The sequence below is a fragment of the Bradyrhizobium sp. ISRA436 genome (assembly GCF_029910015.1).
Classification (GTDB): Bacteria; Pseudomonadota; Alphaproteobacteria; order Rhizobiales; family Xanthobacteraceae; genus Bradyrhizobium.
Genome location: NZ_CP094519.1, coordinates 1,504,031 through 1,526,510 on the forward strand (window position 1 = coordinate 1,504,031; position 22,480 = coordinate 1,526,510).

Annotated in this window: 20 protein-coding genes and 1 tRNA gene; 13 read left to right on the forward strand and 8 right to left on the reverse strand. The window is 62.3% G+C overall.

The genetic code is table 11. The annotated features are described in order from the left end of the window. Positions 1 to 39: 39 nt before the first annotated feature. The 4 genes from MTX23_RS07235 to MTX23_RS07250 all read left to right on the forward strand — a co-directional run bounded on the left by MTX23_RS07235 (position 40) and on the right by MTX23_RS07250 (position 4,802). Positions 40 to 651 carry a LysE family translocator gene (locus tag MTX23_RS07235; RefSeq protein ID WP_280977993.1) on the forward strand — a complete coding sequence of 204 codons (612 nt, stop codon included), beginning with the start codon at positions 40 to 42 and terminating at the stop codon, positions 649 to 651. A 627-nt stretch (positions 652 to 1,278) separates the two neighbouring features. Continuing rightward, positions 1,279 to 2,499: a GGDEF domain-containing protein gene (locus MTX23_RS07240; RefSeq protein ID WP_280975931.1), complete on the forward strand. Its 1,221-nt coding sequence runs from the start codon at positions 1,279 to 1,281 to the stop codon at positions 2,497 to 2,499. A 2-nt stretch (positions 2,500 to 2,501) separates the two neighbouring features. Further along, a complete protein-coding gene (locus MTX23_RS07245; RefSeq protein WP_280990730.1) occupies positions 2,502 to 3,155 on the forward strand; it encodes a peptidoglycan recognition family protein in 654 nt (217 codons plus the stop codon). 786 nt (positions 3,156 to 3,941) lie between these two features. Next, a complete protein-coding gene (locus tag MTX23_RS07250) occupies positions 3,942 to 4,802 on the forward strand; it encodes a L,D-transpeptidase (protein ID WP_280975933.1) in 861 nt (286 codons plus the stop codon). Positions 4,803 to 5,217: 415 nt separating this feature from the next. Here MTX23_RS07250 and rpoH read toward each other — a convergent pair whose 3' ends face one another. After that, entirely contained in the window at positions 5,218 to 6,114 is an 897-nt protein-coding gene (rpoH, locus tag MTX23_RS07255; RefSeq protein ID WP_280975934.1) for an RNA polymerase sigma factor RpoH, read from the reverse strand. Between the two features lie 217 nt (positions 6,115 to 6,331). Further along, entirely contained in the window at positions 6,332 to 7,312 is a 981-nt protein-coding gene (locus MTX23_RS07260) for an RluA family pseudouridine synthase (protein WP_280977994.1), read from the reverse strand. Positions 7,313 to 7,359: 47 nt separating this feature from the next. Between MTX23_RS07260 and MTX23_RS07265 the strand changes: the two genes are divergently transcribed. From MTX23_RS07265 to MTX23_RS07275, 3 genes are all read left to right on the forward strand, one after another. Then, complete coding sequence (locus MTX23_RS07265) at positions 7,360 to 7,695, forward strand: hypothetical protein (RefSeq protein WP_280975935.1); 336 nt, start codon at positions 7,360 to 7,362, stop codon at positions 7,693 to 7,695. 126 nt (positions 7,696 to 7,821) lie between these two features. Next, entirely contained in the window at positions 7,822 to 8,469 is a 648-nt protein-coding gene (locus tag MTX23_RS07270; RefSeq protein WP_280975936.1) for a Rieske 2Fe-2S domain-containing protein, read from the forward strand. 67 nt (positions 8,470 to 8,536) lie between these two features. Further along, positions 8,537 to 10,267 carry a methanol/ethanol family PQQ-dependent dehydrogenase gene (locus tag MTX23_RS07275; protein WP_280975937.1) on the forward strand — a complete coding sequence of 577 codons (1,731 nt, stop codon included), beginning with the start codon at positions 8,537 to 8,539 and terminating at the stop codon, positions 10,265 to 10,267. A gap of 309 nt (positions 10,268 to 10,576) precedes the next feature. On the opposite strand, the gene MTX23_RS07280 is transcribed toward MTX23_RS07275, so the two are convergent. Together MTX23_RS07280 and MTX23_RS07285 are read right to left on the reverse strand one after the other, a co-directional pair. Beyond that, a complete protein-coding gene (locus MTX23_RS07280) occupies positions 10,577 to 12,892 on the reverse strand; it encodes a molybdopterin cofactor-binding domain-containing protein (protein WP_280975938.1) in 2,316 nt (771 codons plus the stop codon). 1 nt (position 12,893) lies between these two features. Continuing rightward, on the reverse strand, positions 12,894 to 13,346 hold the full coding sequence (locus MTX23_RS07285) for a (2Fe-2S)-binding protein (protein ID WP_280975939.1): 453 nt from the start codon (positions 13,344 to 13,346) through the stop codon (positions 12,894 to 12,896). Between the two features lie 490 nt (positions 13,347 to 13,836). On the opposite strand from MTX23_RS07285, the gene MTX23_RS07290 reads away from it, so the two are divergent. Further along, a tRNA-Glu gene (locus tag MTX23_RS07290) sits at positions 13,837 to 13,911 on the forward strand. A gap of 45 nt (positions 13,912 to 13,956) precedes the next feature. On the opposite strand, the gene MTX23_RS07295 is transcribed toward MTX23_RS07290, so the two are convergent. After that, positions 13,957 to 15,267, reverse strand: a complete 1,311-nt coding sequence (locus MTX23_RS07295; RefSeq protein WP_280975940.1) for an MFS transporter — start codon at positions 15,265 to 15,267, stop codon at positions 13,957 to 13,959. 89 nt (positions 15,268 to 15,356) lie between these two features. On the opposite strand from MTX23_RS07295, the gene MTX23_RS07300 reads away from it, so the two are divergent. Then, positions 15,357 to 15,953: a TetR/AcrR family transcriptional regulator gene (locus MTX23_RS07300; protein ID WP_280975941.1), complete on the forward strand. Its 597-nt coding sequence runs from the start codon at positions 15,357 to 15,359 to the stop codon at positions 15,951 to 15,953. Positions 15,954 to 16,133: 180 nt separating this feature from the next. Here the strand turns inward: MTX23_RS07300 and MTX23_RS07305 are convergent, their stop codons facing one another. Next, positions 16,134 to 16,337 (reverse strand): hypothetical protein, encoded by a 204-nt coding sequence (locus tag MTX23_RS07305; RefSeq protein ID WP_280975942.1) that lies wholly within the window; start codon positions 16,335 to 16,337, stop codon positions 16,134 to 16,136. Between the two features lie 296 nt (positions 16,338 to 16,633). Here MTX23_RS07305 and MTX23_RS07310 point away from each other — a divergent pair, with 296 nt between their 5' ends. The 4 genes from MTX23_RS07310 (at position 16,634) to MTX23_RS07325 (ending at position 20,972) form a co-directional block, all read left to right on the forward strand. Further along, entirely contained in the window at positions 16,634 to 17,356 is a 723-nt protein-coding gene (locus tag MTX23_RS07310; RefSeq protein WP_280975943.1) for a hypothetical protein, read from the forward strand. Positions 17,357 to 17,539: 183 nt separating this feature from the next. Beyond that, the gene (locus MTX23_RS07315) at positions 17,540 to 18,106 is read left to right on the forward strand and encodes a hypothetical protein (RefSeq protein WP_280975944.1); all 567 of its coding nucleotides are present in this window, start codon (positions 17,540 to 17,542) and stop codon (positions 18,104 to 18,106) included. An 82-nt stretch (positions 18,107 to 18,188) separates the two neighbouring features. Further along, the gene (locus MTX23_RS07320; protein ID WP_280975945.1) at positions 18,189 to 19,439 is read left to right on the forward strand and encodes a hypothetical protein; all 1,251 of its coding nucleotides are present in this window, start codon (positions 18,189 to 18,191) and stop codon (positions 19,437 to 19,439) included. A 204-nt stretch (positions 19,440 to 19,643) separates the two neighbouring features. Then, positions 19,644 to 20,972 (forward strand): HEPN domain-containing protein, encoded by a 1,329-nt coding sequence (locus MTX23_RS07325; RefSeq protein ID WP_280975946.1) that lies wholly within the window; start codon positions 19,644 to 19,646, stop codon positions 20,970 to 20,972. Positions 20,973 to 21,261: 289 nt separating this feature from the next. Here the strand turns inward: MTX23_RS07325 and MTX23_RS07330 are convergent, their stop codons facing one another. Continuing rightward, entirely contained in the window at positions 21,262 to 21,528 is a 267-nt protein-coding gene (locus MTX23_RS07330) for an HGGxSTG domain-containing protein (protein WP_280975947.1), read from the reverse strand. Next, entirely contained in the window at positions 21,525 to 22,181 is a 657-nt protein-coding gene (locus MTX23_RS07335) for a hypothetical protein (RefSeq protein WP_280975948.1), read from the reverse strand. Before MTX23_RS07335 ends, MTX23_RS07330 begins: the two co-directional genes overlap by 4 nt. Positions 22,182 to 22,480 lie beyond the last annotated feature (299 nt).

Genomic DNA, 22,480 nt, shown 5'->3' on the forward strand with positions numbered 1-22,480 from the left:
TGCTAACATGCAGCGCATGTCCAGCCCGTGGCCGACCAAATGACGCTGTCCTTCCTGTTGACCTCGCTGATCGTGGTGGCGTCGCCCGGCACCGGTGTGCTCTACACGCTGGCCGTGGCGCTGACGCGGGGGGCGCGCGCGAGCGTCGCCGCCGCCTTCGGCTGTACGCTCGGGATCGTGCCGCAGATGCTCGCGGCGATGCTCGGGCTGGCCGCGATCCTGCACGCCAGCGCGGCGGCGTTCGCGGTGCTGAAATGGTGCGGCGTCGTCTACCTGCTCTACATGGCTTGGCAGGCGCTGCGCGAGCATAGTGCGCTTTCCGTCGACACTGAGCTCAAGCCGCGCTCGCGCGGGCGGGTGATCGTGACCGCCATCCTGATCAACATCCTCAATCCGAAGCTGTCGATCTTCTTCCTCGCCTTCCTGCCGCAATTCATCGCGATCGACGAGCCGCATCCGCTGGCGCGGATGGTCGAGCTTTCCGGTGTGTTCATGGCGATGACCTTTGCGGTGTTCGCGCTCTATGGGCTGTTCGCGGCCTCGGTGCGCGATCGCGTCGTCACCCGTCCGAAGGTGATGGCCTGGCTCAGGCGGAGCTTTGCCGCGGGCTTTGCCCTGCTCGGCGCGAAGCTCGCATTTGCGGATCGCTGACCGCGCATCTATCTGAGCGCGGATGTATCAAAACAAAAAAGCGGGCCTTGCGCCCGCTGTTTTTCAAACCGGTTTCCCGCTCTGGGAGCCCGGGCAGGGCAGGAGCCGCTACCCGGGCGAGAAACGGTTTACTTCTTGGCCTTGGCCTTCTTCTTGGTGGCCTTTTTCGCCTTCTTCGCCTTCTTCGCTTTCTTAGCCATAGTATCCTCTCAGGGTTTCATGGATTGAACGCGACTCCGAGGCATGCTTGGCGGAGGGCCAGCCTCGCAACATCCTCGGCCACAAACTCAGCAGATTCGCAGCCGACTGCCGCGTGCTGTCACGGCGCTGTCATCACGTTATCCACAGTTGTTATGTGTTTTCGGCAACTTTTCACTGCATTGTTCGCGCCACCCGCAACGGGGTCGTCGTCCGCATCATGCTTAACGTTGCGCAAATGCCGGCCGCCTACGCCTTCATCAATTCAAAACCACAGCATCGGTTGCCGGCTTGCGAGTGAGAGTCCGTTAAGCGGCGCCGCTGCATCCTCCCCGTAAGGCAACGGGGATTGTCGTTCGGGGGAGCGCCTCAAGGGCGGGCGGTTTGATCAGAGGGGAGGCGGGACCTTATGTGGTCTCGGACAAGGTGATGCTGAGCATCCCGACGCTTTGGACGGTGTTCGTCATCAATTTTCTCGCGCTCGGCCTGATCTGGGCCTATGTGACGCACAGCTATCCGGCATTCGGCGCGGCCCGGTTCTGGACCGCCTCCTCGTTCGTCGCGGCCTTCGGCGCCAGCTGCGCAATGCTCCGCGTGGTGATGACGGATTCGCTGCTGCCGCTGCTTGCGGCCGGCACGGTGATGGTTTTCGCCGCGTGTCTTGCCGCAATGGGTGTCGAGCGGTTCTACGGCAAGCCGGTGAGCTGGCGTATCACCGCGTTGACCACTTCGCTCGTCTTCGCGGGCCTCGGCGTCTTCATCTTCGTCCATGACAGCATGCCGATGCGCACCGTCATCTATACGATCGCGCAGGCCGCGCCGATCGCGCTGACGCTGAGACTGCTGCTGTCGCCCGAGAGCGGTCGCGTCAGCCCTGGCGCCAGGCTCGCCGGCATTGTCGCCGCCGTGATCATCGCCATCTATGCGCTGCGCCTGGTCCGCGCCCTGATGCAACCTGACGAATTTGCCTTTGTCAGTTTCAGCGCGCCCCAGTCACTCCTGGTCCTCGTGCTGGTCTTCCTGTCGATGGCGCTCAATTTCGGCTTCCTGCTGATGGCAATGGATCGGCTGCGCAACGAGGTCGCCGATCTCGCGCTGCTCGACGATCTCACCGGCGTCGGCAACCGGCGTCACCTGGTGCGACGGCTGACCGAGGAATGCGCGCGGTCCGACCGCAGCGGCGAACCGTTCGCGCTGCTGGTGATCGACCTCGACGGCTTCAAGGCCATCAACGATACTTTCGGCCACGCGGCTGGCGACGCCTGCCTGCAGCACTTCACGCTGATGGCGCAGACCCGGCTCCGGCCGGGCGACATGCTGGCACGTACCGGCGGCGACGAGTTCTGCATCGTGCTGCCGTCCTCGACGCTCCGCGAAGGCGAAATGATCGCGCGTCGCGTGCTGGAGGTGTGCCGCGCCGATGCCGAACAGTGCACCGGCAAGGAGATCCCGATCGCGGTCTCGATCGGGGTTGCGCAATGGACCCGCGAGATCGGCATGCATTCCGACCGGCTGATCGCTGCCGCCGACCACGCGCTCTACGATGCCAAGAATGGCGGCAAGAACGGCTACGCGAGCTACGAGCCCAGGCCGGCCCCGGCGCCCGAGCAGGTCGAGTTGCTGGAGGCGGCCCTCCGTAAGTCCGCTTGAGCATGCTATCGAGCAGCGACACCGGACCGCTCCGCACGATGTTTCGCTGGCTCGCCGCATTGGTTGCGCTCGCGCTCCCTCCCGTTGCCCTTGCCGAAACGCCCGGCCTGGCGACGATCGCGCGATCCGCGGGCACGCCCGAGATTCCCGGTCTCAAGATAGTCTGGCTGTCGCCGTGGGGCGACGTCGCCAAATCCCGGCCCTGGCTCAACATCATCGTGCACCAGACCGAGGGCCCGGCCGGCTCGGCGCGCTTCGGCGCGCTCGAGCAGCACAAGAATCCGACCCGGCGCGGCGTCATGGTCTGGGTCGAAACCGACGGCACGGTCTATTGGGCGGTCGCGGACAGCCTCGTGCCGACGCACGGCGACGGCGGCAATCGCAACGACAGCAAGTACATCGACAACGGCCCGACCTATCATCAGGTCATCGGCAGCAATTCGATCGGCGTCGAGTTCGCCGGCAATTACCCCGATGTCAGGAAGGGCGCGACCGATGCGCAGATCGCGGCGTGGCGGGTGCTGGTGAAGGTGCTGCGCGCGCGTTACGGCATCGCGCTCGACCACGTCTATGCGCACAACTGGATCGACTTCAAGGATGACCGCTACTGCGAGGGCTGCGCGCTCGCGACGATGGCGCGGCAGTGGGGCGAGTAGGGACGGGCACTCGTCATGCTTGGACGATGACGCTCGGCCAAGCAAACAGCCGTCGTCGCCCGGCTTGCCGCCTCCACTAAAGCCGCGGCGAGCCAAGAGCGAAAGCCTCGGCGAAGCCTTGGCGTACGTAGCCGGGACCGGGCGATCCAGTATTCCAGAGGCGCAGTTATTGCGCGCCCTCTCTCGACCGCCGCGGCGTACTGGGTCCCCCGCTTTCGCTGAGGACGACAGTGGAGTTAAAGCGTGATGAGATTAGGTTGAGCCGGAGCGGCGGCGGTGCTTCACCTCTCCTTGGGAGAGGCATAGGCCGCCTTCGGCGGCCGTCCTTAAGAGAACGCCGAAGCGCTGCTTCGGCTATGGCGCAGCATCGGGTGAGGGATTACGGTCTCTCGTTAGCGCCGCGGCCCCTCACCCGATTTGCTGCGCAAATCGACCTCTCCCCGTTGGGGAGAGGTGAACCGAACCGAACGCGTGGCTAAAACCGATTCGATCTAAATTCATCGTGCTTTGGTGAGAAGGCTACTCCAAAAACAAAAAAGCCGGCGTTGCCGCCGGCTTTCGTGTCTGTTGGCCCGCACGTTCCCCTTCAGCGAAATGCCTTGGTAAGATCGGGCGACGGCTTCGTCACGATCTGGTGCGCGTCTCGCCAGATCACTTCGCGCTGCCGCGAGGTCGTGCTCGTTGGCGTTAACGATGCCTAACGATTTCCAGCCTGAGTGAAATAGCTTCGACGTTTATTAAAATCTGGTGGTTACCCCCTCCAGGCATAAGAATCTGGAGAAAGAAATGAGTAAGCGGGCCAAACGCGGAAAGAAAGAGACGCTCGCACTACCGGTGATCGGAAGAGTTGCTATTGGCGCCGTGGCCGCTGCCGCATTGGGGTACAGTTTGCTGTCTCGCTCGGCGAGCATTCAACCGGTACGGAGGCCATCCGCGCACCAAGTCCTGGCACCGTCGATTCCCTCTCACGTCTCAACTCCAGTTCGCGTATCAGCATTAGCTCCGGCTCCAATCTCGGTCCCGGCGCCCCGGGTCGAAACACCAAAAGCCGCTGACGCTCCCGGAAGACTCGTTCGGCAGGTGGTTGACTACGTCAGCCGCCAGGCGCCAGGCACCGTCGTCATCGATACTGAAAACACATTCCTTTATCTCGTTCTGAACGACCGGCAAGCGATGCGCTACGGCATCGGTGTTGGCCGCGAAGGCTTCACATGGTCCGGTGAACAGACCGTGGCTCGCAAAACAGAATGGCCGGATTGGCGTCCGCCTGCAGAGATGCTTTCGCGTCAGCCTTATCTGCCGCGGTTTATGGCAGGCGGCCCCGGCAATCCGCTTGGCGCTCGGGCGATGTATCTGGGCGAGACCGAATATAGAATTCATGGCACCAACAAGCCCGATACAATCGGGAAGCGGGTTTCGTCCGGATGCATCCGGCTAACCAATGAAGACGTTTTGGATCTTTATGAGCGGGTGAAAGTCGGAGCGAAGGTGATCGTGCTTCCGGCGGCCGCGGCTCATCGACCGTCCCAGGGAGCACCACCCGACGCCGCCTTCCGATCGCCAGACCCGGCATCGCCGTCGAGCCGGCCCTCGGCCGCCAACGTGCAGATGCCATCATCTGCACCGAAGATGGCCGAGGCCGAGTAGATCGGTTCCTCAGCTACACGCCGACGACGGGATCGACCTCAAGGATGCCTGCTACTGCGAAGGCTGCGCGCTCGCGACCAAGGCGCGGCAGCGGGGCGAGTAGGGACGGGCAGTCGTCATGCTTGGATGAGGACGCTCGGCCCAGCAAACAGCCGTCGTCGCCCGGCTTGCCGCCTCCGCTAAAGCTACGGCGAGCCAACAGCGAAAGCCTCGGCGAAGCCTTAGCGTAGCCGGGACCGGGCGATCCAGTATTCCAGAGGCAGCAGTTATTGCGCGCCCTCTCTCGACCGCCGCAGCGTACTGGGTCCCCCGCTTTCGCGGAGGATGACAGCGGAGTTGGCGAGAAGGCTACCCCGAAAACAAAAAAGCCGGCGTCTCCGCCGGCTTTCGAAACTGTTGGCTGTGTTGGACGCGCTTAGTGCGCGGCCTCCAGAGCTGCTTCCTGCTTGGCGATCGTGCCCTTGACGGCCGACTGCACCTTCTCAAAGGCGCGGACCTCGATCTGCCGCACGCGCTCGCGCGACACGCCGAACTCGGCGGCAAGGTCTTCCAGCGTCATCGGCTCATCCGCCAGGCGCCGCGCCTCGAAGATGCGGCGTTCGCGCGGGTTGAGCACGCCGATCGCACCGTTCAGGGCTTGCCGGCGATGATCGAACTCCTCGCTCTCGGCCATCATGGCCTCGGCGTTGGGTGAGTTGTCGACCAGCCAATCCTGCCATTCGCCGGCTTCGCCGTCGTCGCGGATCGGGGCGTTGAGCGAGGCGTCACCGCCGAGGCGGCGGTTCATCTCGACCACGTCCTGATCAGTCACGCCGAGGCGCTTGGCGATCAGCTTCACCTGGTCGGGGTGGAGGTCACCCTCTTCCAGGGCGGAGATCTTGCTCTTCGCCTTGCGCAGGTTGAAGAACAGCTTCTTCTGGTTTGCGGTGGTGCCCATCTTCACGAGCGACCAGGATCGCAGGATGTACTCTTGTATCGACGCCTTGATCCACCACATGGCGTAGGTGGCGAGACGGAAGCCCTTCTCGGGCTCGAATCGCTTCACCGCCTGCATCAGGCCGACATTGCCCTCCGAGACGACCTCGGAGATCGGCAGACCGTAGCCGCGATAGCCCATGGCGATCTTGGCCACGAGCCTGAGGTGGCTGGTGACAAGCTTATGCGCCGCGTCGCGATCGTCATGCTCGCGCCAACGCTTGGCGAGCATGTACTCCTGCTGGGGTTCCAGCATGGGGAACTTGCGGATCTCGGCGAGGTATCGAGAAAGACCGGATTCTCCGTTGAGAACCGGTAACGTAGCTGTACGGGCCATTACTTGCGCCCTCCAGTGGTTCAGGCCCCCGATAGCGGCGAGCCCGGCAGGTGGCCGCTGGGTTAAAGCCGGCCATGCTGCGATGTTCCGCGTTGGATATTCAACGCAGGTGCAACATACACCAAATTGCCCGTGATAGGGAAGGATTGCTGACGTCACGTCCCCGTGTGCCAGCTATAACCTGCTGTCATAACTGGACTTTTTAGCAGAGGGTGCGTCATACCGCCGCTTCCAGCGCCCGCCGCAGGAGAAGCATGTCCTCCGGCAGAGGCGTCTCCCAATGCAAAAATTCCCCGGTTCGTGGGTGTTCCAAAGCCAAGAGATAGGCATGCAGCGCCTGCCGGTCCAGGGCGGTCAGCGCCGCCCGCGCCTCGGGACCGAGGTGCCCGGCCTTCGTCTTGAAATGGGGGCCGTAAACTGCGTCCCCCAGCAGGGGGTGCCCGATATGGGCGAGGTGTACCCGGATCTGATGGGTTCGTCCGGTCTCGAGCTGGCAGGCCAGCAGCGAAGCGACCGGCTTGCCGTCGCGCCCCGCGAAGCTCTGCTGCAGCTCGAAATGGGTAATCGCCTCGCGGCCGCCTTGGCGCACTGCCATTTTCTCGCGGGCATGCGGGTGACGGTCGATCGGAGCGTCGATGGTGCCGTGAGGCCGGCTCGGCACGCCCCAGGCGAACGCCATGTAGCCGCGCCGCATCGGCCCGGTGCGACCGTGGTCGGCGAACTGCGCGGTCAGCGATTGATGCGCCTGGTCGTTCTTGGCGACGACCATCAATCCCGTCGTGTCCTTGTCGAGGCGGTGCACGATGCCCGGTCGCTTGACGCCGCCGATGCCGGACAGGCTGGTGCCGCAGTGGGCGATCAGCGCATTGACCAGCGTTCCCGTGGCGTGGCCGGCTGCGGGGTGCACGACGAGGCCCTTCGGCTTGTCGATGACGATGATGTCGTCGTCCTCGAACACGATGTCGAGCGCGATGTCCTCGGCCTGAGGCTCGGCCGGGACCGCCTCCGGCACGTCGATTATGATCGTATCGCCCTTGGCGACATGATAAGCAGGGTCGCGGACGGCGGCGTCCTTGACGGTCACAGAACCGGCGAGGATCAGCGCCTTCAGCCGGGACCGCGACAGCTCGGGAGTACGCTGCGCCAGCACGCGGTCGAGCCGCGCCGAGCCCTCGTCGCCCGCGACGATGACCTCCAGCTTCCGACCGCTATTCGAAGAGACCTGTTGCAAAGAAGAGCCTTGTGATGACCGACACCGCCGTGACTGAACCGACCCCCGAGCAGGCCGCACTGATCGCGCGGGTGCGGCGGATGATGCTGATCGCGGGCCTGACCTCGGCGCTGGCCGTGGCCGTCGTGTTGACTGCCATCGGCTACCGCCTTTATCGCGGCGAGGGAAGCCCCGTATCCGTATCCGATGTCACCGCTGCGCTGCCGAAAGGCGCCCGGATCGTCTCCACCGGCGTCGCCGGCGAACGGTTGGTCGTGACGCTTGATATAGGCGGCACCACCGAGATCCGCACATTTGATGCAAAGACGCTGAAACCTGTCGGCAGGCTGACCTTCGTCGCCGAACCCTGAGCGAGGCGTTCGCGAGCGGCCGGCAATCGATCAACCAGAAGCTGCATAGAATTTTTGCACCTGCGTTGTCACATCTAGAACGTGTGTCGCCATCTTTTCGGCCGAGTTGCACGTTCAGCTTGTGTCATGTCGGAGTCCAATCCCAACGCTTCCGTCGAGCAAATCGGTGCTTCCGAACCGGCCGCTTGTTGCGTGGACCGGACACGTCGCTCGCTGCTTCTGACGGCACTGGCGAGTTGCACCTGTCTTGCGGCGATCGAACCTGCCGCGGCCGACGATGAGCAGCCCGGCGCCAATGAACGACCGCAAAAGGCCGACGTGCTGGTGCGCGCCGAAGGCGACAAGGCGGGTGAAGTCATCAGGGCGGATGATTTGACGCTCGGCGGACCGCCGGTCCGCGCCTGGCCGAAGGATCCAAAAAGCTCAGTCGTCCGCAACGGTTCGCGGCTGAATGAGGTCGTGCTCGTCAAGCTCGACCCGAATGAACTGGACGACGCCACGCGCGCCCGCGCTTCCGACGGCATCGTCTGCTACTCCATCATCTGCTCGCATGCCGGATGTCCGATCACCGCCTGGGTGAAGCAAGAGCAGGGCGACAAGAACGTCCTCAAATGTCTCTGTCACAACTCCGAATATGATCCGCGGCAGAATGCACAGGTGGTGTTCGGGCCGGCGCCGCGGCGCCTTGCGGCGTTGCCGGTGACGGTCGCCGACGGCGCCATCACGGTCGCGGCACCGTTCATTGGAAAGGTGGGTGTCCAACAGGGAGGATGAGGCCGAATCCGGGATTTCTGCACGACCTAAGCTGAAAAAATAAAACAGAGCAGGGAGGTAGCATCTCATGACAAGGAAGCAGTGGTTACTGTCGGGCTGTGTCGCGTTCACGTGCCTCATCTCGTCTTACGCCGTCGCGGGGCCGATCGAAAACTACAGTCCGGTGACGTCAGCGCGTCTCGAAAATCCCGAACCCGGCAACTGGATGCTCTATCGCCGGACCTATGACGGACAGGGTTACAGTCCGCTCGACCAGATCAACACCTCCAACGTCAAGAACCTCAAGCCGGTCTGGACCTTCTCCACCGGCGTTCTCGAAGGCCACGAGGCTCCGCCGATCGTCAACAACGGCGTGATGTTCGTCGCGACCCCGATGGGGCAGGTGATCGCGCTCAACGCCAAGACCGGAGAGGAATACTGGCGCTACAAGCGTCAGCTTCCCGACGACCTGTTCCAGCTGCATCCGACCAGCCGCGGCGTCGGCCTGTGGCAAGACAAGCTCTATCTCGCCACGACGGACGATCACGTCGTCGCGCTCGACGCCAAGACCGGCAAGGCGGTCTGGGACACCAAGGTGCAGGACTACAGGAAGGGTCAGTACATGACGCTGATGCCGCTCGTGGTCGACGGCAAGGTGATCGTCGGCGGCTCTGGCGGCGAGTTCGGCGTGCGCGGCTATGTCGCCGCCTACGATGCCAACAGCGGCAAGGAGCTCTGGCGCACCTTCACCATTCCCGGCGAGGGCGAGCCGGGCCACGACACCTGGAGCGGCGACGACTGGAAGTCGGGCGGCGGATCGGCCTGGATGACCGGCACCTACGACAAGGACAACAAGACGATCTACTGGGGCGTCGGCAACGCAGCGCCTTGGCCGGGCAGCATGCATCCCGGCGACAATCTCTACACCAGCTCGGTGCTCGGGCTTGATCCCGAGACCGGCAAGATCAAGACCCACTTCCAGTATCACCAGAATGATTCCTGGGACTGGGACGAGGTCGACGCGCCGATGCTGATCGACCTGCAGCGCGACGGGCGCTCGTTCAAGAGCCTGGTCCATCCTGGACGCGATGCGATCTTCTGGGTGCTCGAGCGCAAGCCGGACAAGATCAACTATGTCGCCGGCTGGCCGTTCGTGAAGACCAATGTCTGGAAAGGGATCGAGGCCGAGACCGGCCGCCCGATCCTCGATCCCGACCATAAGCCCGTGCTTGGCAAGCGGGTCGAGTTCTGTCCGTCACTGTGGGGCGGGAAGGACTGGCCGTCGGCGGCCTACAGCCAGAACACCAAGCTCGTCTACGTTCCCGCCAACGAGAATTTCTGCGGCGGCTTCACCGGCGAAAAGACGCCGCTGGTTGCCGGGCAGCTCTGGCTCGGCACCAAGCCGGAGGACATCGGGCTGACGCCGGCCCCCAACGCCGATCATTTCGGCGAGCTGCAGGCGTGGGATCCGGCCACCGGCAAGAAGGTCTGGCAGCACGACTTCAAGACCTCGCAGCTGTTCGGCGCGGTGACCGCGACCGCCGGTGACCTCGTTCTCGCCGGCGGCACCAACGACCGCTTCTTCCGCATCTTCAATGCCAAGACCGGCGAGCTGTTGTGGGAGCAGAAGACCAACTCCGGCATCATGGCCATGCCGATTTCCTATGAAGTGGACGGCACGCAATACATCGCGGTCCAGTCGGGCTGGGGCGTCGACGCACAGCGCATCCAGGATGCACTGGCCGGCAAGGTTGCAGGCTTCGAGAACAACGTGCCGCAAGGCGGCGTGGTCTGGGTCTTTGCCCTCGACAAGAAGTAAAGGCGCGGGCGTTACAGACAGGGGGCGATGCGATCGGGAAGCGGCGGATGGGGAGACCGCCGCTTCCCGGTCCGCTTGTGCGCAACAGCATGATGGATTTGGCTTGTGTGCTGGTGTCAAAGAAAGACGCCCGCGACGAAGCTGTCGCGGGCGTCTGCTTGCACGATGATGTTCGGTCAGTCGATCCAGCGATAGCCACAGACGCCCTGCACCTCTCCCGCTTGCGGGGGAGGTCGGATCGCATCGCGAGATGCGATCCGCAGCTCCGATGCCGCTACTGACCCCATCTCATCATCAGCGCTACCACCCTCACGTCTCGAGCTGCTTGCCGATCGGCAAGTTGCGGATGCGCTTGCCGGTGGCGGCAAAGATCGCGTTGATCAGCGCCGGTGCGAACGGCGGCACGCCGGGCTCGCCGACGCCGCTCGGCGGTGTGCCCGGTGCCGGCGGCACGATGTGGACGTTGGTGATCACAGGCGATTCGTCGATCCGGATCACCGGAAAATCGTCGAAATTGCTCTGCTGCACCTTGCCGTCCTTGAAGCTGATCTCGCCATATTTGGCGAGGCTCAGCCCCATGATCGCGGCGCCCTCGATCTGCGACTGGATCCGCTCCGGATTGACGTAGGTGCCGCAATCGATCGCGGTGTCGACCCGAGGCACGGTGAGCTTGCCCTTCTCGTCCACGGCCACCTCGACGATGGTCGCGATGTAGCTGACGAAAGAGCGGTGCGCGGCGATGCCGAGGCCGTGGCCCTTCGGCACCTTGCGCCCCCACTCGCCCTTTTCGGCGACCAGCTCGACCACCTTGCGCAGCCGCGCGGTGTCGATCGGGTAGCTGTCATAGGGCTCGCCGTAGTTCCAGGGATCCTTCACCGAGGACAGGTTGACGATCCGCGGGCTTCCGATCAGCTCCAGGAGCATGTCCTTCTGGTCGCGACCCGTCGCATGCGCGATCTCCCCGACCATGGATTGCACCGCGAACGCCCGCGGGATGTTGGACACCGAGCGGAACCAGCCGATGCGGGTGTACGCCGCAGCTTCCGGATTCTCGCACTGCAGGTTGGCGATCTCGAACGGATTGTCGATCAGGCCCATGCCGAGCTCGAATGGTGCCTCGTGATTGGCGCCGGCGGCGAAGGTCGAGGCGATGGTCGGCGCCACGCTGCGGTGCCGCCACGCGATCACCTTGCCGTTCTTGTCGAGACCCGCCTCGATACGCTCGACCGAGACGGTGTGCAGGAAGTCGTGATGAACATCGTCCTCACGGGTCCACTGCACCTTGACGGGCGCGCCGAGCTCCTTCGAGAGCAGCGCCGCCTCGATCGCGTAATCGCATTTCGATTTGCGTCCGAAGCCGCCACCGAGCAGCGTCACGTTGACGGTGACATTGTCCTCGGGGATGCCGAGCGACTTGGCGACGTCCTCGCGCGTGCCGCCCGGGCTCTGCACCGGCGCCCAGATCTCGGCCCTGTCGCCCTTGACGTCGGCGACCGCGACCGGCGGCTCCATGCTGACATGCGCGAGATGCGGCAGGTAGTACTCGCCGACGACGACCTTGTCGGCGCTCTTCAGGGCCGCATCGACATCGCCTTCCTTGCGCACGACGAGGCCCGGCTTGCGCGCCGCTTCCTCGAGCGTGGCGCGGTAGGCGACCGAGTCATACTTGGCGTTGGCGCCGTCGTCCCAGACCACCTTCAGCGCGTCGCGCCCCTTGATCGCCGCACCGGTGTTGCGCGCGATCACGGCCACGCCGCCGAGCGGCTGGAACTTGGACGGCCACGGCCAGCCCTTCACCTCCATCACCTTCTCGACGCCGGGCACCTTCGTCGCCGCGCTGTCGTCGAACGACTTCACCTTGCCGCCGGTCACCGGCGGGCGCGCGATCACGGCGTATTTCATCCCGGGCAGGCGGATGTCGGCGCCGTAATGCGCCTTGCCGGTGGTGATGTCGTGAAGGTCGACGATCGAGACCTTGCCCTTGCCGAGGTAACGGAAGTCCTTCGGGTCCTTCAGCTTGAGGCTGTTGATATCAGGCACCGGCTCCTTGGCGGCAGCGGCGGCGAGATCGCCGAAGCTGATCTTGCGCCCGCTCGCGCTGTGGACGACCTCGTGGTTCTGCGCCTTCACCTCGCTCGCCGGCACGCCCCATTTCTTGGCGGCGGCGGCCTCCAGCATCGCGCGTGCCGAGGCGCCGATCTGGCGCATCGGCATCAGATAATGCCGCGTGCTGCGCGAGCCGTCGGTGTCCTGGTTGCCGAACTTGACCTCGTCGCCATGCGCCTGCTGGACGCGGACGCGCGACCAGTCGGCCTCCATCTCCTCGGCGACGATCAGGGGCAGGCTGGTGCGGATGCCGGTGCCCATCTCGGAGCGGTGCGCCACGATGGTGACGACGCCGTCCGGCGCGATCGCGACGAACACGCGCGGGTCGACCACGACGCCGTGCGGCATCTTGCCGGCGCCGGTCTCATAGGCGAAGGCCTGGCGCGACATCACGGGGGCGGCGAGCACGAAGCTGCCGGCGATGCCGAGGCCCTTCAGCATGCTGCGGCGCGAGACGTTCTCGACCCTGACGTGCTTCTCGAAGCCACGAAGCTTGCCGGGATTGGTGAAGATATTCATGTCACACCCCCGTCGAAGCGAGGTGCACGGCATTCTCGATGCGCTGATAGCAGCCACAGCGGCAGATGTTGCCCGACATGGCTTCGCGGATCTGGTCGTGCGAGGGTTTCGGGTTGTCGTTCAGCAGCGCCGCGGCCTGCATGATCTGGCCGGCCTGGCAATAGCCGCACTGCGGGACGTTGACCTGGCGCCAGGCCTTCTGCACCGGATGATCGCCGGTGGGATGCAGGCCTTCGATGGTGGTGACCTCGCGGCCGACCACGTCGGAGACCGACGTGATGCAGGAGCGCACCGCCTGCTTGTCGACGATCACGGTACAGGCGCCGCACAGTGCCTGGCCACAACCGAATTTGGTGCCCGTCAGGCCGGCTTCGTCACGGAGATACCAGAGTAGCGGGAGATCGGGGTCGCCGTCCCAGTTCTGTTCCTGGCCATTGATTTTTAGTTTGATCATGGTCTGTCCTCGCTCTGCTTAAGCTATTGACCGAAGCGGCCTGAGGCGCCGAACGTCTTCCATTCGCCCGCGGCCGCGCTGATGTTTGTTGTGCCAAGATGTTGGTGAGCCAAACTGTGATGCGCCAAGGTCTGCGCTGTGTCCCAAGCACTCCTTTTGCTGATCGGCGCCTTGCCCGGCGCAGCATGGTGAAGGCGGCAATGCTATCAGACGTTGCGTGACTTCACAGACGGGTATTTTGCATTGGCCGTTTGTCAAAAGCGGGGCCGCGCCAGATGACGTGTGTTGTTTCATCGATACAACCACGCTCGGATCGACCGGGCGGTATTCCGGCGGTATCCGGGGAGAGGCGAGGGGATGGAGGCCGGGAAGGGGCCTTCGGCGCCGAAATGGCCCCAGCGGGCCGTAAAGCATGGTGACAAAACCCCGCCGCAATGCACAAGGCATCTTGCGGCAGGCCGATTTCAAGGCTATTGCCTTGCCTCTCAACGCTCCCTTCGTCTAGCGGTTAGGACGCGGCCCTCTCAAGGCTGAAACAGGGGTTCGATTCCCCTAGGGAGCGCCACTTCACCCCAAAATGCTGCTGTCCCGCACCGCCGCCGGCGCGTCCTCACGCCGCGGCGAGCACGCCTTGCGCCGGCCGCCGCGCGATCAGCAGCGACAGCACGGCCGCGATGATGCCGGTCAGCCCGGCGATCATGAAGGCTTCGAGATAGTTGCCCTGGGCCGAGCGCATGAAGCCGGCGAAGAACGCCGCGCAGGCGGCGCCGAGCTGATGGCCGGCGACCACCCAGCCGAACACCAGCGGCGCGTTCTTGTCGCCGAACGCTTCGTTGGCGATGCGCACCGTGGGCGGCACGGTCGCGATCCAGTCGAGACCATAGAACACCGCGAACACCGACAGGCTGAGAAGCGAGAAATCCGAGTAGGGCAGGTAGATCAGCGACAGGCCGCGCAGTCCGTAATAGAAGAACAGCAGCTTGCGCGGATCGAAACGGTCGGTGAGCCAGCCGGAGAGCGTGGTGCCGAACAGGTCGAAGAACCCCATCAGCGCGAGCAGGCTCGCCGCCTGCACTTCGACAATGCCATGGTCGCCGCAGAACGCGATCAGGTGGGTGCCGACGAGACCGTTGGTGGTGAAGCCGCAGATGAAGAAGGTGGCGAACAGGAACCAGAACGCCCGCGTCGTCGCGGCGCGTGCGAGGTTCAAGAATGCGGCGGTGAACGGATTGCCTTGCGCCTTCGGCGCGGGATGATCGTCGTGCGGGCTGCCGAACGAGCGCAGGCCGACCGACGCGGGCCGCTCGGGCACCAGGAAATAGACCAGCGGAATCAGCACGGCGCAGCACGCGGCCACCGTCAGCACCACCGGCCTCCAGCCGCCCCATGCCACCAACGCGGCGAGGCCGGGCATGAAGATCAGCGTGCCGGTCGCCGTGTTCGCCGTCAAAAGCCCCATCACGAGGCCGCGATTGGTGGTGAACCAGCGATTGACGATGGTGGCGCCGAGCACGTTGGCGACCGCGCCGGAGCCGATGCCGGAGAGCAGCCCCCATGTCAGGAAGAGTTGCCACGGCGCGGTCATGAAAAAGCTGGCGCCGGTCGATGCCGCCATCAGCGTGAGCGCGCCCAGCACCGTGCGGCGGATGCCGAAGCGCTGCATCACGGCGGCGGCGAACGGGCCCGCGAGGCCGTAGAGGAAGATGCCGATCGCGGCCGACGACGAGATCACGCCGACATTCCAGCCGAACGTCTGCTGCAGCGGCAGCATCAGCACGCCCGGTGTCGCGCGCAGGCCCGCCGAGGCGAGCAGCGCAAGGAAGATCACGGCGACGACGACGAACGCGTAGTTCTGGCCGAACGGCCGTCGCGACACGGGGGCGGGTTGAAGCGAGGCGGGTTGAAGCGGGGTGCTGGTCATGTTACTTACCGGTACGTATTGAAGTGCGGCGTGTATACGTACCGGTCAGTAACATTGTCAAGCGCCGTGGAGGAGCCGGAAGAACCGTCATGACCAAGACCGCTGAACCATCTGCGGAGCGCCCCGTCCGCGCCGCCGACCGGATCCGCGCCTCCGCGAGCGAACTGTTCTATCGCGAGGGCATCCGCGCTGTCGGCGTCGATGAGGTGGTCGAGCGGGCCGGCGTCACCAAGCCGAGCCTCTATCGCAGCTTCGCCTCCAAGGACGATCTCGCCGCCGCCTACATGCGCGACTACGACCTGGACTTCTGGGAGAAGTTCGAAAATCCCGGCGGCAAATCATACAGCGATGCGCGCGAGCACGTGCTCGCCTATATCCGCGTGCTGTCCACGCGCGCGGTGCGCAAGGGCTATCGCGGCTGCGGCCTCAGCAACGCGACGGTCGAATATCCGGCGCGCGACAATCCCGCGCGGCAGGTCGCCGAAGCGCACAAGAAGGTCTTCCGCAAGCGCCTGCGCGAGCTCGCCGCCGCCATGGGCGCGCGTCACCCCGCCGTGCTCGGCGACGCCCTGCTGCTGCTCATCGAAGGCATCTACAGCACCGGCCAGCAGTCGGAGGATGGGCCGGCGCAGTCCGCGGTCACGGTGGCGAAGTTGTTGATCGATGCGAGCGTGGGGAAGGGGTGAGGTGGGCAACGGCGCCGAGGGTCCACCTCTCCCTTGGGAGAGGTCGGCGCGTAGCGCCGGGTGAGGGGTTACGGTCCCTCGTGAGACGTGTGGCTCTCACCCGATTTTGCTTCGCAAATCGACCTCTCCCGGTCGGGGAGAGGTGAATCACCTGCCGCGCGGCCGGCCGGTTCAAGCCCATCACCGAAAGACGACGCTGGCGTTGACGCCGCCGAATCCAAAGCCGTTCGAGATCGCGTGTTCGATTGCCGTCGGCCGCGCAACCTTCGCAACCAGGTCGATACCGTGTGCAGCCGGATCGGCGTTTTCATTGACGTCCGCGATGGCGGTGGGACTCGTTTCGTCCCCAATGGACATTAGCAACATCGTGACACGAATCGACAAGCGTGAAGGGACGTTGAGGAGTTGCGGCCCACATCAGAAGCGATGTGAACACGCGTGATTAAGCGGCCTGAGGCCGAAGCCCCCACAAGTCAATTAGCCGGAATGCAGCTTCAAGAGACGAGGCCTTACCGAGCACAGATATCCCCTTCCTCTCTGGCCGGTTGTCAGTTTCAAACAGGAAATATCCACTAAACCCCAGATGGTCTGCACCGGCATCGACTATCGTTTGACGTGCAAGGGTCGCTATATGGATACTGCGACCATTTCCAAGATTCGCAGACGCTAGGATGTCATCCATGGCAAGACCTCCGATGAACGCGCGGCCCACACCGAGGATTTCGGTGAATGACCTCGCTCTTTACATGGTCTCGTCTGACACCGCCCGAATCGGCATTGTTCGCAGAGCCAAGAATCCACAAGTTCCACCAATAACCCGTTACCGGGACGCGCGCGGACCAATTTGCTCCTATTTATCCGATTTGCGGCGCGACGTGAATCCCCTTGTTTCTGCTGAGGAAATGTTTCGTCAGCGCATGACTGACCCGGCGGAAAGTCCCCTCCGGCAAGATGACGCGCGCCAGTCAATTGAGGTGCTGAACGCGCTTCAGCGTATGAGCAATCAGCTTGCTCCGTTTGAGTTTTTGCTGCCGCCCAACGATCAGGGCAGGCTTGAACTAGGAAGCGTAGAGGTCTCCGTTCGCGCTGATCTATTGGTTTATGGGGCCGCGCGCGGCGTGAACCAAATAGGTGCTGCAGTTCTCAGGATGACGCAGAGCGACGGAGAGAGCGAAATTGCCAGGACCCGGCGACGGGAAATGGGCCTATACGTTGCCACGCTCGCCCGTCTGCATGTCGATCAAAACATCAACGTCGGCGACCGACAGCCTATGAACCGCCTGTGCATGTCGATTGACGTTCAGCATGGCGAGTTATTTCAAGCGCCAGACGCTAATACCCGACGAATGAACGATCTGGAAAACGCGTGTCGATTTATCGCGGCTCTTTGGCCGACGGTCTAAATTTAGCGAGAGGGTACGGTGCCACTGAATGATTACAATGATTCAGAATTGTGGTGACAGTGCACTCATTTAACGTCGCGTGCGGACCATTTCGAGAATGGAAATTGTCACCGTAACGCAATGTCGGATGACTGTCATGACAAGGCTCCATCAATGCTGCGCCACGAGCAACGAGTGAAACCAATGTCCGAAGAAATGTTTTCGCCAGACTTCACGCACTTCAGCGCCACGGGCAAAGAGCTATCAACTGACTATTATCTCGCAATAGGCCGTGCCTTGTATCGTTGGTCGCAACTTGAAGCGGCGGTCTGCACCCTTGCTGCGTCGGTGCAAGGGCCCAATTGGCTTGAAGCTGTAAGGCAGTTGCGCGGTCCGCACGGGTTCAAGGTCAAGAATGTCTTCGAACAATTGAAGGCAGAGGCGAACAGGCGCAAAAATAATTCTACGGTGCTCGGTGATCTCGACAGCGCCGAGCGCCTGTATGTGTCCCGTAAAGTGCTCTTTCACTCTGTATGGGGGCACGTATCTGGTCCCAATGGCACTGCGATAGGCATTCAGGAGTGGACGAACGAAACATACGATAACTTTCGGCCGGTCACGCTACCGGAGCTAAGCGCGTTTGCCGCAGATTGCGCTTCTACATGGCAGCGCTTGATGACGAGCGCAATTCCGTTGTTCCATGACAGTAGGGCAATTCTCGTTGACGATGGCGACGGGCTAACGAAGGGACTGCCAGTCGAGGGCGGGTAAGTTAGTTAAAGAACGGCGCGAGCATGCTCGCTTCCATAGCTCATTCGGGGGCGGCCAAGCCCATGGTGATTCGGAGGACGCCTTGGCTGAGCCAGAACCTAACGACTTTGACTTCGCGGCTGAATTGGCGGCGTTCGCGGGGTATGTGGGCGCGCAGGATCTTCATAGAGCGGCGCGCAAGGTTGTGCACAAGCTCTCCATGCTTGACCCTGCTCCACGGGGACTCTTCGGAACGAGATATTTCTTCCACGAGCAGATGGAGCAATTCACTGGCGGGCCGCAGCCATTTTTCCTCGATACGTCTTCACAAAGAGCAGTTCGCGCGGCCACGTTGATTGCCGGCGTAAATCGTGCCCGGCTTTCAATGTCGGATTTGGCCGCAGTCCGTCTGCGTAAGATGATCCTCGATAACCTAAAACCCGACAGGGACATACGCCAAATAGAACACGAGTTTCGTGGTTATATTCACCTTCGGCAGAGGTTCAGCAACGTGAGATTTGCGGACTTAGAGGGTGCTGGGAAGTTCGATCTGCTGTGCATGTCTGGTGATACCGAAGTGGAGGTCGAGTGCAAGACTATATCGGAAGACACAGGCAATCCGATCAAGAATGAAATGGTTGTCAACCTCAGCCAAACGTTCCTGAGCGCAATGCGTAAGCGCCTTCCGATTGATGAATCGGGTATTTTCAGTCTGCAATTCAAGGGGGAGCCGGGAGCCGCAAAGTCAGTCTTGCAAGAATTTAAAGCGGCAATGAGTTCTCGGCTCGTAGGACGCACAGAGTCGGCGGATGCCACAATCGATTTTTTGCCACGACCATCTTGGACACAGGCAGCGGAAACGATGCCCCCCAACGCGCTGCAGAATTTGGTCCGCAATGATCCGGATGTTGGCGAAGCGCACTGTATCACGCGCATTGCGGGAAAGACTTTCGCTCTCGCACTAAAAACTACGAAAGCAAATACGCTCGCTCAGCGCGTGGTTCGGGTTTTGAAAGACGCCGCGGACCAACTATCTGGGGAAAGGAGCTCGCTTGTGTGGTTGCATTTTGTCGGATTTGCTGAGCAAGAGCTGCGCTCTGTCGCTGAATTTTCGATGAATGGAGACGGGGGAGGCCTCAATGCGCTGGTTGCTGAAGCAATAAGCCCAGGGGCCTCTCCTAAAGATAGGTCACACGTCAATCGTGTGCGGTTCACTGGAGAGCCGGCCGGACTCGAACGACGGTCTACCACCACTGAGACTTCGATAGTCCAAGTAACTTCACTGGGTGGCTTTGCCTACGACGTGCCGAACCCACTCGCTAAGAAGCCGCTTCCATCCGCATTGGAGTTCTAGAGCAATTGCTATTGTCTTTGGCCCGTCGCGCTGGGCCTACTCTTCGTCCGATGAACACGATTTGACAGTAAACGTAGCCCGGATGAGCGTAGCGATATCCGGGGGAATGGTCTTCTTCGCCCTTCCCGTCGCTCTTCGTGTCGGCAGCGTTCCGCATAAACTCAGCACGTACCGTTTTGCCTAAATCAGGGCGGGGAGAAAGCAGTGGCCATCGACATTCATCCAAGCGCCAAAGCTAGAATTATCGAGCTCATCTCGAAGGCAATCCCCTTGATCGATGTCGACCACGGCAAATATGTCAAGAGGGCATCGGAAGGTGTCGTGTTCCTGGTTATGGCCGACCAAGCGCTGCCTCAACGGGGGGCCCTTCACGACATGCTGTTAGCGTATGTGGATGACTACCCGCTCGTGGAGTTCGTCTTTGACACGGTCGCGAAAGAGCTGCAGAGCGCCCAACTCGAAACGGAGCCCGCTCAAAAGAAGCTTGTCGAAATTCCAGGTTATGAAAATGCGGATGAGGTCGCCGCGCGGCTTGTCGGCCAATTCGAGGCGTTACCAAATCAATATAGAATAACGTGCCCATTGCCGAACGTGCTCTGGCCATGTCTGCCTGCCGACAAGAACCAATGGACGTTTGAGACGACCTCTTCGCGCGTAGTGCGTACTTCTAAGGAGTTGTCCGATTCGCTTCCTCTGGCAGTATCGGACGAGGGTAAGAAGGTTCAATCATTTGGAGTTGGGCTCTTGTCTGCACTTCTTACAGGCCCGCTGACCTGGGAAGAGAACGCTGTTCATTTTCAGATTGATGTTGAGGGATTTATCGGTCCATATGGAGGTTCGGTTCCCGACTTGGAGGCTCGCCGATTTATCCGTTCGGTCTGCGGGCTCGGCCTTGCGCTACAGCTATTTCAAATCAGCTCAAACTATCCGCTATATCCGCCGAAGCATGGCTACTTCGTCCATCGAAAGGACAGCGAAGGAAACTGGCAAGTTGAGCGCAAGCTAGAGTTAGACGACAGAACAAGTTGGGGCCTCGAAAAACTCGAGATGGCCACATTAGTCAACACGCCAGAAAAGCGCGAGTATTGGTGCCCACGTATTCTTGAGGAAATGGCACAAGTCATTGCCGCCGGGCAAAGAGCCGAACCCATTATGTTGGCGTCGCAATGGTACTTCGATAGCGCGACAGGCTCCGATCAGCTTTTGCCTTTCGTGCAGGCTATGGTTGTGCTGGAAATCTTACTCGGTGACAAGGCTGCATCGAAGGAAATCGGATTAAACGAGCTACTTCGAAACAGGTGCGCATATTTGATAGGATCAAGCCAAGAAGAGCGCGAGGATCTCTATAAGACCTTCGCCGATATCTACGATGTCCGATCGCAAATCGTTCACCGAGGAAAACATCGCCTCAACGCGCATGAGCGTTCGCTGCTCAACCGGCTACGTTCAATTTGTCGCCGTGTCATCCAAAGAGAGGTTGACTTGCTCAGAGCAGATAAGAAGAAAGACCGTGCTGAGCAATCGGCACCCTAACGACGGATTTGAACTCTTATAGTAGGTATAGTAGGTAACGCGCATCGTTGGGCTTAAACGCAAGATGCCGCCCGACGCGGCCTGCTAGCGGCCGCGCGAAGGTCCTTTCCGACCTTTTTGGAGCTGCCCTTCGTCTCCCTAGGGAACGCCAAGCCTCAACCTCGAGCTTTATTTATTCCAGCGCATATCGCTTCTGGCGGCGCCAAGGTTGGCAAGTAAAGTGGTGCCGCCACGAGCAATTCGATTGGCGCCCGTAACGGTGCTCTTACGGCGCAATATTTGCGAGCAATCACCTCATCCCCTCCAACACCTTCCGCACGTCCCCCAACAACGCCCGTATCTGCCTCCGCTCTTCGATCGCATCCCTGGTGAACAGGCCGTGCTTCTGCGCGTTCTGGTTTGCCTTTGGCGCGCCGGATCCCTTTGCGCCGCCGTGCATGCGGCAGCGCTTTCTGCCTGAGACTGCCGGCGCGCGGCACGCGCTGCCGGCTCGGGTCTTGGCGCCGCAGCGCGGGCTCGCCAGCATCGCCCCGGTCTGTCTGATGGGATCGCTCATGCCTGGGCGTCTCGCCCGGCATCGGCGGAGGCGCGCCCGCGCCGGGAGCGCGTGGTCTTCGGCGCTTTCCGCGCCGCCGAGGTCTTGTCGGACACGATCACGCGCGCATGCTGGGTGACGTTGCCGACGATGGCGTTGCCGCCGTCCTCCACCTTCACGTTCTGCACGGTGATGGCGGGCTCGCCATGGCTGCGGTAGCGGTTCAGCGCCTCGATCTGGGCGGGAAAGGTGCGGGCGAGTCGGCCGAGAGCGCGCGCGGCGCTGTCGTGCTGGGCGAGGTCTTTCGCATGCGCGAGGTGATGGGCGCAGCGCATCGCCATCACATGAACCGACACCATCTGCGCCACCAGCATCGCCTCGACGGAGTCCCGTGGGCGAAGGCTCTTCACCATCGAAAGCATGAAGGAGAGGTTGACCTGGTCGGGACGCCCGCCGCTCACGCTGGCCTTGACCAGTTGCCGGAGGATGCCCTCCATCGCGTCGCGGTCGACCGCCCCCAGCGCATTCGCCATGAGCTGTTCGCCGAGCTCGGGATCAGGGTGGTCGATGCAGAAGCCGTGCGAGGAGAACTTGACCCGCGGCGCTGCGGCGGCTTTGGTTGGATCGGGTGCGGCGATCGCCGTCGTCATCGCGGGGTCCGGAGCGGTGTTCATGTCGATCTCCCTGGCAGGCGCGCTGGCTCGGCCACGCGCCGGCGATCGTTCGCCGCGGGGAGCCGGTGCACTTTTTCAATGGTGGGTGAGGATGTTCGGGCCGCAATCGCAAGCCGACGCACCCGCTGTTGCGGGGCGAGGGGCGTCTATACAATTTCGGAATATTGGAAGTATGCCCCTGATTTGCCCGACGCGTCAAGTCGCCTTGTCGAATGCCTGCGGCCGCTTGCTACTTTGCATGGGGTTGTTTTCGATGTTTTGGCAGCGCGCGCCTTCGAAGGGGAGTGCTCCAACGTCAC

What these genes read in the sequence shown, in the direction of transcription:
- MTX23_RS07275 (WP_280975937.1), top strand. Translation starts at nt 8,537, where the DNA reads ATGACAAGGAAGCAGTGGTTACTGTCGGGCTGTGTCGCGTTCACGTGC.
- MTX23_RS07280 (WP_280975938.1), bottom strand. Translation starts at nt 12,892, where the DNA reads ATGAATATCTTCACCAATCCCGGCAAGCTTCGTGGCTTCGAGAAGCAC.
- MTX23_RS07330 (WP_280975947.1), bottom strand. Translation starts at nt 21,528, where the DNA reads ATGAGCGATCCCATCAGACAGACCGGGGCGATGCTGGCGAGCCCGCGC.
- MTX23_RS07240 (WP_280975931.1), top strand. Translation starts at nt 1,279, where the DNA reads ATGCTGAGCATCCCGACGCTTTGGACGGTGTTCGTCATCAATTTTCTC.
- MTX23_RS07235 (WP_280977993.1), top strand. Translation starts at nt 40, where the DNA reads ATGACGCTGTCCTTCCTGTTGACCTCGCTGATCGTGGTGGCGTCGCCC.
- MTX23_RS07315 (WP_280975944.1), top strand. Translation starts at nt 17,540, where the DNA reads ATGTCCGAAGAAATGTTTTCGCCAGACTTCACGCACTTCAGCGCCACG.
- rpoH (WP_280975934.1), bottom strand. Translation starts at nt 6,114, where the DNA reads ATGGCCCGTACAGCTACGTTACCGGTTCTCAACGGAGAATCCGGTCTT.
- MTX23_RS07285 (WP_280975939.1), bottom strand. Translation starts at nt 13,346, where the DNA reads ATGATCAAACTAAAAATCAATGGCCAGGAACAGAACTGGGACGGCGAC.
- MTX23_RS07300 (WP_280975941.1), top strand. Translation starts at nt 15,357, where the DNA reads ATGACCAAGACCGCTGAACCATCTGCGGAGCGCCCCGTCCGCGCCGCC.
- MTX23_RS07310 (WP_280975943.1), top strand. Translation starts at nt 16,634, where the DNA reads ATGGCAAGACCTCCGATGAACGCGCGGCCCACACCGAGGATTTCGGTG.
- MTX23_RS07270 (WP_280975936.1), top strand. Translation starts at nt 7,822, where the DNA reads ATGTCGGAGTCCAATCCCAACGCTTCCGTCGAGCAAATCGGTGCTTCC.
- MTX23_RS07265 (WP_280975935.1), top strand. Translation starts at nt 7,360, where the DNA reads ATGACCGACACCGCCGTGACTGAACCGACCCCCGAGCAGGCCGCACTG.
- MTX23_RS07335 (WP_280975948.1), bottom strand. Translation starts at nt 22,181, where the DNA reads ATGAACACCGCTCCGGACCCCGCGATGACGACGGCGATCGCCGCACCC.
- MTX23_RS07245 (WP_280990730.1), top strand. Translation starts at nt 2,502, where the DNA reads ATGCTATCGAGCAGCGACACCGGACCGCTCCGCACGATGTTTCGCTGG.
- MTX23_RS07295 (WP_280975940.1), bottom strand. Translation starts at nt 15,267, where the DNA reads ATGACCAGCACCCCGCTTCAACCCGCCTCGCTTCAACCCGCCCCCGTG.
- MTX23_RS07250 (WP_280975933.1), top strand. Translation starts at nt 3,942, where the DNA reads ATGAGTAAGCGGGCCAAACGCGGAAAGAAAGAGACGCTCGCACTACCG.